The following is an 11,937-nucleotide window of genomic DNA, read 5'->3' as shown; positions in this document are numbered from 1 at the left end:
TCGAACCGGTGCGTTTCGGCAACCATGCGCCCCGGCGTAGGTCGAACGCTGATGCGGGAGGGGGCGGGACGGCGGGCTGCCCGCACCCCCGTGCACCCCGCCGTGACCGCCCCGGGGGCACGGGTGTTGGGCCGGGCGGGTGGCCTTGGCGCGGTGGCCGCCGTGTCGGGCTGCCGGTCCGGGCGCGGTCGCTTTCAGTAGGGGGGCCATAGATGTGATGAGCCGCAAAGTCGGCCGAACGTGGTGCGCCGGTCAGGCCCCAGGCGGTGCTCGGCGCGGCGCGGGCGAGCCCGGAGGGAACCGTCATGACCGACCACGACCACCCCGCAGGCCGCCGCGCGGTGTGCCGCAGACGCCGCTGTGCCGCGCTCATCGCGGCGGGGGTGCTGCTCCCGCTGCCTGCCCTGGCCGGATGCAGCGAAGACGCCCGGGAGGCGTCCGTCGCGGCGTCCCAGGACATCGCCCCGGCACCCCGCAGCGCGCTGAAGAACGGCGGCACCCTGCGCTGGGCCGTCGATGCGATGCCCGGCACCCTCAACGCCTTCCAGTCCGACGCCGACGCGACCACCGCGCGGATCGCCGGCGCGGTGCTGCCCAGCATGTTCACCATCGACGCGAGCGGCAGACCGCAGCGCAACGCCGACTACCTCGACGCCGCGGACATCAGCACCCGTGACCCCAAGCAGGTCGTCACGTACAAGATCAACCCCAAGGCGCGGTGGAGCAACGGCACGGCGATCACCGCCGCCGACTTCGTCGCCCAGTGGACGGCGCTGCGCGGCAAGGACAACGCCTACTGGACGGCCCGCAACGCCGGCTACGACCGGATCGGCAAGGTCGAGCAGGGCGCGAACGCCCATGAGGTCAAGGTCACCTTCGCCCGGCCCTACGCCGACTGGCGGTCCCTGTTCACACCGCTCTACCCCAAGAACGTGATGGGCAGCGCCAACGCCTTCAACGAGGGCGCACGCGAGCAGCTCAAGGTCGGCGCCGGCCCGTTCCTCGTCCAGAAGCGGGACACCAAGGAGGGGCGCGTCGTCCTCGTCCGTAACCCGAGGTGGTGGGGCGAGCCCGCCAAGCTCAAGCGGATCGTGCTGCAGTCACTGCCCGGCGACAAGCGGGCCGCGGCGCTGGCCGAGGGGAGCGTCGATGTCGCCGCGGTCGACCAGATCGCCGCGAAGCGGGTCGCCTCCGCGCGGCGCCCGGCCTCCTCCGGCTCGCCCAGGACGCCCGCCGAGGGCAACGCGGGCCCGCAGAGCAACGGGAAACGGGCCGGCGCCAAGGCCGCCGCCGCGGAGACCTCCGCACTGCGCGGCTACACCATCCGCAAGGCGCTGGAGCCCGCCTACACCCAGCTCGCCCTCAACGGCAGCAGCGGGCCGCTGGCCGACGACCGGGTGCGCCGGGCGGTGGCCCGGGCCCTCGACCGGCAGGCGCTCGCGGACACCGTCCTCAAGCCGCTCGACCTGCCGTCCAAGCCGCTCGGCAGCCATCTGCTGATGGCCGGGCAGTACGGCTACGCGGACCACAGTGACGCCCTCGGCGACCAGGACGCCGGGGCGGCCAAGGCGCTGCTCGCGGACGCCGGCTGGAAGAGCGACGGCGCCGACCACCAGCAGGCCGGCGAGAAGGCGGGCGCACCGGCGCCCGGCGGATACCCGGACGAGGACGGCGACGAGCCGTCGGACGAGCGGTACGCCGGTGACCGGTACGACGACGGGTCCGATGAGTCCGACGAGTCCGATGAGGGCAGGCCGGACGGCGACTCCGACGACCGCAACCCCGCCCGCGCCGGCCACGCCGGTGCGCCGGGCCGGGGCGACCGGCCCGCCGCCGCCGAGGCCCCGCTGTCCTTCACCGGTGCGGTCGGCTCGGAGGTCCAGCAGTCCGCCCTGCTGCGGCAGAGCGCCTCGTTCTACAAGCAGGCGGCCGCCAGTGAGAAGGCCGACGCGGACGGCGACACCGGGTCCGCGGCGTACGCCAAGTACAGGCGGTACAAGATGCGGGCGGCGGAGGCGCTCGGCGCCGCCGAGCTGATCGAGACCGGACAGGGCCCGCAGCTGCCGGGGTCCGGCGGGCACCCGGGCGCCCGGCACGCCGCCGTCGAACGGGCCGCCGACGCGGCGGCCGCACCGCAGCCCGCCGACGGCAAGACGTCCCGGGTCGCCGCCGTGAAGAAGAACGGCAAGCCGCTCACCCTGCGCTTCGTGCTCCCCGACGGCGCCGGCTCCGAGCAGCTGCGCACCGTCGGACGGCGGATCGCCTCGATGCTGGGCAAGATCGGCGTGCAGACCTCCCTGCAGCGGGTCTCCGACGCCAGCTACTTCCAGGACCACATCGCCGGCGGTGACTACGACCTGGCGCTGTACTCCTGGCCCGGCAGCGCCTACCCGGCGACCGACGCCCGGCCGATCTACGCCAAGCCGCAGCCCGCGCCGGACGGCTCGCTGACCGTCGAGCAGAACTACACCCGGGTCGGCACCGACCACATCGACCAGCTCTTCGACCAGGCCGCCTCCGAGCTGGACGAGGGCGCCGCGCACACGCTGGTGGCGCAGGCCGACGCCCGGATCTGGGCGGCCGCCGGGTCGATCCCCCTCTACCAGCGGCCCGAGCTGGTGGCGACGAAGAAGTCGCTGGCCAACGTCGGCGCCTTCGGCTTCGCCACGCCCCGCTTCCAGGACATCGGCTACCAGAACTAAGGGTGGAGTCAGGGCGAATAAATGGTAAGAAACTGCAGGTCATAGCGCATATGTACGGGCCGCGGCGGCCATTGCTGCCGCGGCCCCGTACGATGGGGTGAGGCCGTGGCTTCGTTATGCCCGGCGGGCGCGCGTACCGAATGGACGCGTCGCCACCCACGATTCCGGGAGAAGCGCCGCCAGTATGCCCACCCGTCACGACATTCGTAACGTAGCCATCGTCGCCCACGTCGACCACGGCAAGACCACCCTCGTCGACGGCATGCTCAAGCAGGCCGGTTCCTTCGCCGAGCACGCCGCCGAGAAGCTCGACGACCGGATGATGGACTCCAACGACCTGGAGCGTGAGAAGGGCATCACGATCCTCGCCAAGAACACGGCGGTGAAGTATCACCCCAAGGACGGCGGGGACCCGGTCACGATCAACATCATCGACACCCCCGGCCACGCCGACTTCGGTGGCGAGGTCGAGCGCGGTCTGTCGATGGTCGACGCGGTCGTCCTGCTGGTCGACGCCTCCGAGGGCCCGCTGCCGCAGACCCGCTTCGTGCTCCGCAAGGCGCTCGCGGCGCGGATGCCGGTCATCCTGTGCATCAACAAGACCGACCGCCCCGACTCCCGGATCGACGAGGTCGTCAACGAGACCTACGACCTGTTCCTGGACCTGGACGCGGACGAGGACCAGATCGAGTTCCCGATCGTCTACGCCTGTGCCCGTGACGGTGTGGCCTCGCTGACCAAGCCGGAGGACGGCACCGTCCCGGCCGACAGCACCAACCTGGAGCCCTTCTTCACCACGCTCCTGGACACCGTCCCGGCCCCCCAGTACGACGCGGCCGCCCCGCTCCAGGCCCACGTCACCAACCTGGACGCGGACAACTTCCTCGGCCGTATCGCGCTGCTCCGTGTCGAGCAGGGTGAGCTGGCCAAGGGCCAGTCCGTCGCGTGGATCAAGCGCGACGGCAGCATCGCCAACGTCCGCATCACCGAGCTGATGATGACCGAGGCGCTCACCCGCAAGCCCGCCGAGAAGGCCGGCCCGGGTGACATCTGCGCGGTCGCCGGTATCCCCGACATCATGATCGGCGAGACGCTGGCCGACCCGGAGAACCCGATCGCGCTGCCGCTGATCACCGTCGACGAGCCGGCGATCTCCATGACCATCGGTACCAACACCTCGCCGCTGGTCGGCCGGGGCGGCACCGGTAAGGGCGCGGACGCCAAGGCCGCGGTCAAGGACCGCAAGGTCACCGCCCGCCAGGTCAAGGACCGCCTGGAGCGCGAGCTGATCGGTAACGTCTCGCTGCGCGTCCTGGAGACCGAGCGTCCCGACGCCTGGGAGGTGCAGGGCCGCGGTGAGCTGGCGCTGGCCATCCTGGTCGAGCAGATGCGCCGCGAGGGCTTCGAGATGACCATCGGCAAGCCGCAGGTGGTCACCAAGGAGGTCGACGGCAAGACGTTCGAGCCCGTCGAGCGCATGACCATCGACGTGCCCGAGGAGCACATGGGCGCCGTCACCCAGCTCATGGGCGTCCGCAAGGGCCGGATGGACAACATGTCCAACCACGGCTCCGGCTGGGTCCGCATGGAGTTCGTCGTCCCGTCGCGTGGTCTGATCGGCTTCCGTACGGAGTTCCTGACCAACACCCGCGGCACCGGTATCGCGCACTCGATCCACGAGGGCCACGAGCCGTGGTTCGGCACGCTCACCACCCGTAACAACGGCTCCCTGGTCGCCGACCGCTCCGGCGCCGTCACCGCCTTCGCGATGACGAACCTCCAGGAGCGCGGTGTGCTCTTCACCGAGCCCGGCACCGAGGTGTACGAGGGCATGATCGTCGGCGAGAACTCCCGCGCCGACGACATGGACGTGAACATCACCAAGGAGAAGAAGCTCACCAACATGCGCTCCTCCTCGGCCGACTCGTTCGAGGCGATCGTGCCGCCGCGCAAGCTGTCGCTGGAGCAGTCCCTGGAGTTCTGCCGCGACGACGAGTGCGTCGAGGTGACCCCGGAGGCCGTGCGCATCCGCAAGGTCGTCCTGGACCAGAAGGAGCGCGGCCGCACCGCGTCGCGCGCCAAGCGGTAACGACTGCCGCCGGTACTCCGGCCTGCAGTGATGGGGCGCCCCTCTGCGTGAGGGGCGCCCCTTTGCCGTATTTGGAGCACGGCGGCGGGTCCGTGCGGGGGAGCCGCCGGGTTCCGTGACGGTGGCGCATCCGAGGGGTTTCTCCCGTCTTCGGAGCAGTGGCGCACGCCGCCGAAGTGCGGTACGTCCCGCTTTGCGATCTTATGTGGCCCTGGGCATGATCCCGTACCTGAGGAGCCGTCATGCGGAGAGCCACATGTGCGAAGTGGGGCGCATGCGCCGTCGCCGTCGCCGTCGTGGCCACGGGGTGCGGGGGCGGGAGCGGGGCGAGCCGTTCCGCGGTGGTCAGCGCCTCCTGGGGGGATCCGCAGAATCCGCTGGAGCCGGCGAACACCAATGAGGTCCAGGGCGGCAAGGTTCTGGAAATGCTGTTCCGGGGGCTCAAGCGCTACAACCCGAAGACGGGCGCCGCGGAGAATGTGATCGCGGAGCGGATCGAGACGAAGGACTCGCAGAATTTCACGGTGACCTTGAAGAGCGGCTGGACCTTCAGCAACGGAGAGAAGGTCACCGCCAAGTCCTTCGTGGATGCCTGGAATTACGGCGCGCTGCTGAGCAACAAGCAGAAGAACGCACCGTTCTTCCAGTACATCGACGGCTTTGCGCAGGTGCATCCGGACGGGGGGAGCCCGCAGGCCAAGACCCTGTCGGGGCTGGTGGTGAAGGACGACAGGACCTTTACCGTCAAGCTCAACCAGAAGTTCTCCAGCTGGCCGGACACGCTGGGCTATTCGGCCTTCATGCCGCTGCCGCAGGTGTTCTTCCGGGATCACGACGCCTGGATCCAGAAGCCGGTCGGGAACGGCCCGTACACCGTGGACTCCTACGAAAAGGGGTCGGTGCTGCGGATGCGGAAGTGGGACGCCTATCCGGGGGACGATCCGGCGCGTAACGGCGGTATCGATCTGCGGGTCTATACGGACGGCAACACCGCCTATACCGATCTGCAGGCGGGCAACCTCGATCTGGTCGATGATGTGCCGGCCGCACAGCTCAAGAACGTGCAGGCGGATCTGGGCGGCCGCTACATCAATCAGCCCGCCGGAATCATCCAGACCCTCACCTTTCCCATGTACGACAAACGGTGGTCGCGGCCGGGTACGGAGAAAGTGCGCCGCGGCCTGTCGATGGCGATCGACCGGGACCAGATCACCCGGGAGATCTTCCACAAGACCCGGACGCCCGCCACGGACTGGACCTCGCCGGTGCTGGGGGCGGAGGGGGGCTACAAGGCCGGGCTGTGCGGCGAGGCCTGTGAGTTCAACCCGGCGAAGGCAAAGCAGCTGATCAAGGAGGGCGGCGGACTCCCCGGCGGCAGAATCGCCCTCACCTACAACGCCGATACGGGCTCCCACAAGGACTGGATCGACGCTCTCTGCAACAGCATCAACAAGTCGCTGGGAGACGACCAGGCGTGCGTCGGGGCCCCGGTCGGCACGTTCGCCGACTTCCGGAACAAGATCACGGCCAAGCAGATGAGCGGGCCGTTCCGGGCCGGCTGGCAGATGGACTATCCACTGATCCAGAACTTTCTGCAGCCGCTGTACTACACCAACGCCTCCTCCAACGACGGCAAGTTCAGCAATGCCTCCTTCGACAAGATGGTGAACGAGGCGAACGCGGACACCGACCCGCAGAAGGCCGTCCGGACCTTCCAGGACGCGGAGAAGATCCTCGCCACCCAGATGCCGGCCATTCCGCTCTGGTACCAGAACGGCAGCGGCGGCTATGCGGACCGGATCAGCAATGTCTCACTGAATCCGTTCAGCGTGCCGGTCTACAACGAGATCAAGGTCAACTGACCGTGCCAACTGGCCGTCGGGCGAGGGAGGTCGGTGCTTCATGGGCCGCTATGTGATCCGGCGGCTGCTCCAGATGATCCCGGTGTTCATCGGCAGCACCTTCCTCATCTTCTTCATGGTGTACGCACTCGGCGACCCCGTGGCCGCGATGTTCGGCGAAAGGGCACCCGACCCCGCCACGGCTGCCCAGATCCGCCGCGACCTCTACCTCGATGAGCCGCTGTGGAAGCAGTATCTGCACTACATGGGGCAGATCTTCCAGGGGAATTTCGGCACCGCGTTCAACGGCCAGTCGGTCACCGAGCTGATGGCCTCCGCCTTTCCCGTCACGCTGCGGCTGACCCTCGTCGCCATCGTGATCGAGATGCTGGTGGGCATTGTGCTGGGGGTGTTCAGCGGGCTGCGGCGCGGCCGGGACATCGACACCACGGTGCTGGTCCTCACCCTCGTCGTGGTGTCCATCCCGACCTTCGTCAGCGGTTATCTGCTGCAGTTCCTGTTCGGGGTGCAGTGGGCCTGGGCCGCGCCGTCCGTCGCCCCCGAGGCGCCGCTGAACGAACTCCTGCTGCCGGGGCTGGTGCTGGCGCTGGTCTCGCTCGCCTATGTGACCCGGCTGACCCGGACCTCGATCGCGGAGAACGCCCGCGCCGACTACGTCCGTACGGCGCTCGCCAAGGGCCTGCCCCGGCACCGCGTCATCACCCGCCATCTGCTGCGCAATTCGCTGATCCCGGTCGTCACCTTCATCGGCACGGACATCGGCGCCCTGATGGGCGGCGCGATCGTCACCGAGCGCATCTTCAACATCCACGGCGTCGGATACCAGCTCTACCAGGGCATCCTGCGGCAGAACTCGCCGACCGTCGTGGGCTTCGTGACGATCCTGGTGCTGGTGTTCCTCCTCGCGAACCTCCTCGTCGACCTGCTGTACGCCGTCCTCGACCCGAGGATCCGCTATGCCTGAGCCCTACGTCCCCAAGGAAGCCATCGGCCACGGCGACGGCGGGTCCGCCGCGCTGGCCATCGGCGAGGCGGAGTCGCTGGAACGGCGGCCCGGTGCGGCCCCGCCCGGCGCCGGGCCGCCCGGCGGGGTCCCCGCCGGCAAACCCCGCAGCCTGTGGAGCGACGCCTGGCACGACCTGTGCCGCAACCCCGTCTTCGTGATCTCCGCGCTGGTCATCGTCTTTCTGGTGATCATCGCGATCTGGCCGCAGCTGATCGCCACCGGCAACCCCTACCGCGCCGACCTCGCCAAGGCGCAGCAGGGCTCCCAGCCCGGCCACCCCTTCGGCTTCGACACCCAGGGCCGGGACGTCTACACCCGGGTCGTCTACGGCGCCCGCGCCTCCATCACCGTCGGCGTCTGCGCCACGACCGGCGCGGCGCTGCTCGGCAGTCTGCTGGGCGGACTGGCCGGGTTCTTCGGCGGCTGGGGCGACACCCTGCTCTCCCGGCTCGCCGACATCTTCTTCGGCATCCCGGTGATCCTCGGCGGTCTGGTGTTCCTCTCCATGGTCACCGGCACCACGGTCTGGCCGGTGGTCGGCTTCATCGTGCTGCTCGGCTGGCCGCAGGTCTCCCGTATCGCCCGCGGCTCCGTCGTCACCGCCAAACAGAACGACTACGTCCAGGCCGCGCGGGCGCTGGGCGCGGGCAACGGACGGCTGCTGCTGCGCCATATCGCGCCGAACGCCGTCGCGCCGGTCATCGTCGTCGCCACCATCGCGCTCGGCACCTTCATCGCGCTGGAGGCGACGCTCTCGTACCTGGGCGCGGGCCTGAAGCCGCCCACCATCTCCTGGGGCATCGACATCTCCACGGCCTCCACCTACATCCGCAGCGCGCCGCACATGCTGCTGTGGCCCGCGGGAGCGCTGAGCATCACGGTGCTGGCGTTCATCTTGCTCGGCGACGCGGTGCGCGACGCCCTCGACCCCAAGCTGCGCTGAGGAGCCGGAAGATGACGAACGAGGACGCAGGGTCCACGGGCGCCGGTACGGCCCTGCTCGACGTGCGGGACCTGCGGGTCGAGTTCCGTACCCGGGACGGCGTGGCCAAGGCCGTCAACGGCGTCAGCTACCGGGTGGCGCCCGGTCAGACGCTGGCGGTGCTCGGAGAGTCGGGCTCCGGCAAGTCCGTCACCGCCCAGGCCGTGATGGGCATCCTCGACTCGCCGCCGGGGTTCGTCACCGGCGGCGAGATCGTCTTCCAGGGGCGCGATCTGCTCACCCTGCGCAGGGACGAACGGCGCAGGGTCCGCGGCGCGAAGATGGCGATGATCTTCCAGGACGCGCTGTCCGCGCTGAATCCGGTCCTCAGCGTCGGCGCCCAGCTCGGGGAGATGTTCGAGGTCCACGAGGGGATGTCCCGTAAGGAGGCCCGCGGCCGAGCGGTGGAGCTGATGGAGCGGGTCGGTATCCCCGCGGCCAGGGAGCGGGTGGGCGACTATCCGCACCAGTTCTCCGGCGGGATGCGCCAGCGGATCATGATCGCGATGGCGCTGGCCCTCGGCCCGGACCTGATCATCGCGGACGAGCCGACCACGGCGCTGGACGTCACCGTGCAGGCACAGGTGATGGATCTGCTGGCCGAGCTCCAGCGCGAGCTGACCATGGGGCTGATCCTGATCACCCATGACCTGGGCGTGGTCGCGGACGTCGCCGACACGATCGCGGTGATGTACGCCGGCCGGATCGTCGAGACCGCCCCCGTCCACCAGCTCTACCGGGCGCCCGCCCACCCGTACACCCGCGGGCTGCTGGACTCCATCCCGCGGCTGGACCGCAAGGGCCGGAGGCTGTACGCGATCAAGGGCCTGCCGCCCAACCTGACGGCCATTCCGCCCGGTTGCCCCTTCCACCCGCGCTGTCCGCTGGCCCAGGACATCTGCCGCACTGATCCGCCACCGCTGTACGAGGCCGGACCCGGCCGCGCCAGCGCCTGCCACTTCTGGAAGGAGACCCTCGATGGCGCACGGTGACGGCGGCGGCCAGGCGGCCGGCGAGGGGACCCCGATCCTGGAGGTCCGCGACCTCGTCAAACACTTCCCGCTCACCCGGGGGGTGCTCTTCAGGAAGCAGGTCGGGGCGGTCAAGGCCGTCGACGGGGTCTCCTTCGACCTCCACCAGGGCGAGACGCTCGGCATCGTCGGCGAATCGGGCTGCGGCAAGTCCACCGTCGCCAAGCTGCTGGTGGGCCTCGAACGGCCGACGGCCGGTCAGATCCGTTACCGGGGCGAGGACATCAGCACCCTCTCCGCCCGCGCCCTGAAAGCCGTACGGCGCAACATCCAGATGGTGTTCCAGGACCCCTACACCTCCCTGAACCCCCGGATGACCGTCGGCGACATCATCGGCGAGCCCTACGAGATCCACCCCGAGGTGGCCCCCAAGGGGGACCGCCGCCAGAAGGTCCAGGAACTCCTGGAGGTGGTCGGGCTCAACCCGGAGTTCATCCACCGCTATCCGCACCAGTTCTCCGGCGGCCAGCGCCAGCGCATCGGTATCGCCCGCGGCCTTGCGCTGCGCCCGGAGATCATCGTGGCCGATGAGCCGGTCTCCGCGCTGGATGTCTCCGTCCAGGCCCAAGTGGTCAATCTGCTGGAGCAGTTGCAGCAGGAGTTCGAGCTGTCGTACGTCTTCATCGCCCACGATCTGTCCGTCGTACGGCACATCTCCGACCGCATCGCGGTGATGTACCTGGGCCGGCTGGCCGAGACCGGTACCGACGAGCAGATCTACGAGCACCCCACGCACCCGTACACCCAGGCCCTGCTGTCCGCCGTGCCGGTCCCCGACCCGGAGGCCCGCACCCGTCGTGACCGCATCCTGCTGGCGGGCGATGTGCCCTCCCCGGCGAACCCGCCCTCCGGCTGCCGCTTCCGCACCCGCTGTTGGAAGGCCCAGCAGCTGTGCGCCGACGTCGTACCGCCGCTGGACGTCCCCAGGGAGTTCCGGGAGACGGCGGGCCCGGCCGGGCATGCCTCGGCCTGTCATTTCGCGGAGGAGCGGCACGTGGTGCCGAGCGAGTAGCCGTACGGAGCGGTGGCCGGGCAGCCGGCACGTGGCACCCGGGGCGCATACGCCGGAGCCCGCCTCCCCTAGGGGAAGCGGGCTCCGGCTCCGCGCGGTGGCGGTACCCGGGGCTACGCGGTCTTGCCGGTGTCCTCGGTCTCCGCGGCCTCCTCGATCGCGGCCAGCGCCGGGTCGAGGATGATGTCCTCGCCACGGGCCGCGGTCGTCGGCTCCTCGGGGAAGTGGCAGGCGGTGAGGTGGCCGGCCTCGTTCCCGCCGATCCGGACGAGCGGCGGCTCCTCGGTGGCGCACTTGTCCTGCGCCTTCCAGCAGCGCGTACGGAACCGGCAGCCGGAGGGCGGGTTGACGGGGGAGGGGACGTCACCGGCGAGGCGGATGCGCTCGCGGTCCTCCTCCTCGCTCTCCACCAGCTTGGCCTCCGGCACCGCCGAGAGCAGCGCATGGGTGTAGGGGTGGCGCGGCCGGTGGTAGATCTCGTCGCGGGTCCCCACCTCGACGATCTTGCCGAGGTACATCACCGCGACCCGCTCGCTGAAGTGCCGCACGATCGCCAGGTCGTGGGCGATGAACAGGAACGCGATGCCCAGCTCACGCTGGAGCTTCTGGAGCAGGTTGACGACCTGCGCCTGGATGGAGACGTCGAGCGCGGAGACCGGCTCGTCCGCGACGATCAGCTTCGGTTCCAGGGCGAGCGCGCGGGCCACGCCGATGCGCTGCCGCTGACCGCCGGAGAACTCGTGCGGGAAGCGGTTGTAGTGCTCCGGGTTGAGACCCACGGTCTCCAGGAGCTCACGGATCCGCTTCTCCCGGCCGCCGGGCGGGTTGATCCCGTTGATCTCCATCGGACCGCCGATGATGGTGCCGACCGTCTGCCGCGGGTTCAGCGAGGCATACGGGTCCTGGAAGATCATCTGGATCTCGGAACGGATCGGCGCCAGTTCCTTGCGGCCCGCGCGGGTGATGTCCCGGCCCGCGTACGTGATCTTGCCGGAGGTCGGCTCCATGAGCCGGGTGAGCAGCCGGCCGGTGGTGGACTTGCCGCAGCCCGACTCACCGACCAGACCGAAGCTCTCGCCGGCGTGCACGGTCAGGTCGACGCCGTCGACCGCCTGGACCGCGCCGACCTTCCGCTTGAACGGGAAGCCGCCGTGGATCGGGAAGTGCTTGGTGAGTCCCTCGGCGGTCAGCAGCGGCTCGCCCGGGGCGGGCGCGGCGTCACGGGGCGCCGGGAGGGTGACGTTCTCTGCCAT

8 protein-coding genes are annotated in these 11,937 nt (G+C 69.9%); 7 read left to right on the top strand and 1 reads right to left on the bottom strand.

Annotated features, from left to right (window positions below; translation table 11 throughout):
* Positions 1-305 precede the first annotated feature (305 nt).
* The 7 genes from SLV14N_RS13535 (at position 306) to SLV14N_RS13505 (ending at position 10,684) form a co-directional block, all read left to right on the top strand.
* Positions 306-2,702, top strand: a complete 2,397-nt coding sequence (locus SLV14N_RS13535) for an ABC transporter family substrate-binding protein (RefSeq protein WP_263269446.1) — start codon at positions 306-308, stop codon at positions 2,700-2,702.
* 184 nt (positions 2,703-2,886) lie between these two features.
* A complete protein-coding gene (gene typA, locus SLV14N_RS13530) occupies positions 2,887-4,791 on the top strand; it encodes a translational GTPase TypA (RefSeq protein ID WP_208681141.1) in 1,905 nt (634 codons plus the stop codon).
* Between the two features lie 242 nt (positions 4,792-5,033).
* Positions 5,034-6,653 carry an ABC transporter substrate-binding protein gene (locus SLV14N_RS13525; RefSeq protein WP_263269445.1) on the top strand — a complete coding sequence of 540 codons (1,620 nt, stop codon included), beginning with the start codon at positions 5,034-5,036 and terminating at the stop codon, positions 6,651-6,653.
* Positions 6,654-6,693: 40 nt separating this feature from the next.
* Positions 6,694-7,617 carry an ABC transporter permease gene (locus SLV14N_RS13520; RefSeq protein WP_208681139.1) on the top strand — a complete coding sequence of 308 codons (924 nt, stop codon included), beginning with the start codon at positions 6,694-6,696 and terminating at the stop codon, positions 7,615-7,617.
* Positions 7,610-8,602 carry an ABC transporter permease gene (locus SLV14N_RS13515; protein WP_208681138.1) on the top strand — a complete coding sequence of 331 codons (993 nt, stop codon included), beginning with the start codon at positions 7,610-7,612 and terminating at the stop codon, positions 8,600-8,602. Before SLV14N_RS13520 ends, SLV14N_RS13515 begins: the two co-directional genes overlap by 8 nt.
* Positions 8,603-8,613: 11 nt before the next feature.
* Positions 8,614-9,633 carry an ABC transporter ATP-binding protein gene (locus SLV14N_RS13510; protein ID WP_263269442.1) on the top strand — a complete coding sequence of 340 codons (1,020 nt, stop codon included), beginning with the start codon at positions 8,614-8,616 and terminating at the stop codon, positions 9,631-9,633.
* The gene (locus SLV14N_RS13505; protein ID WP_208681136.1) at positions 9,620-10,684 is read left to right on the top strand and encodes an ABC transporter ATP-binding protein; all 1,065 of its coding nucleotides are present in this window, start codon (positions 9,620-9,622) and stop codon (positions 10,682-10,684) included. Before SLV14N_RS13510 ends, SLV14N_RS13505 begins: the two co-directional genes overlap by 14 nt.
* Before the next feature lie 113 nt (positions 10,685-10,797).
* Here the strand turns inward: SLV14N_RS13505 and SLV14N_RS13500 are convergent, their stop codons facing one another.
* A complete protein-coding gene (locus SLV14N_RS13500) occupies positions 10,798-11,937 on the bottom strand; it encodes an ABC transporter ATP-binding protein (RefSeq protein ID WP_263269441.1) in 1,140 nt (379 codons plus the stop codon).

This window comes from Streptomyces sp. Je 1-4 4N24 (assembly GCF_026239515.1).
Lineage (GTDB): Bacteria > Actinomycetota > Actinomycetes > Streptomycetales > Streptomycetaceae > Streptomyces > Streptomyces nigrescens.
Note: the sequence above shows the minus strand (reverse complement) of the source record. Positions and strands in the feature narration are given on the sequence as shown.

Excerpts from the sequence above, each read along its gene's own strand:
- SLV14N_RS13515 (WP_208681138.1), top strand. The coding sequence starts at position 7,610 with ATGCCTGAGCCCTACGTCCCCAAGGAAGCCATCGGCCACGGCGACGGC.
- SLV14N_RS13535 (WP_263269446.1), top strand. The coding sequence starts at position 306 with ATGACCGACCACGACCACCCCGCAGGCCGCCGCGCGGTGTGCCGCAGA.
- SLV14N_RS13520 (WP_208681139.1), top strand. The coding sequence starts at position 6,694 with ATGGGCCGCTATGTGATCCGGCGGCTGCTCCAGATGATCCCGGTGTTC.
- SLV14N_RS13505 (WP_208681136.1), top strand. The coding sequence starts at position 9,620 with ATGGCGCACGGTGACGGCGGCGGCCAGGCGGCCGGCGAGGGGACCCCG.
- typA (WP_208681141.1), top strand. The coding sequence starts at position 2,887 with ATGCCCACCCGTCACGACATTCGTAACGTAGCCATCGTCGCCCACGTC.
- SLV14N_RS13500 (WP_263269441.1), bottom strand. The coding sequence starts at position 11,937 with ATGGCAGAGAACGTCACCCTCCCGGCGCCCCGTGACGCCGCGCCCGCC.
- SLV14N_RS13525 (WP_263269445.1), top strand. The coding sequence starts at position 5,034 with ATGCGGAGAGCCACATGTGCGAAGTGGGGCGCATGCGCCGTCGCCGTC.
- SLV14N_RS13510 (WP_263269442.1), top strand. The coding sequence starts at position 8,614 with ATGACGAACGAGGACGCAGGGTCCACGGGCGCCGGTACGGCCCTGCTC.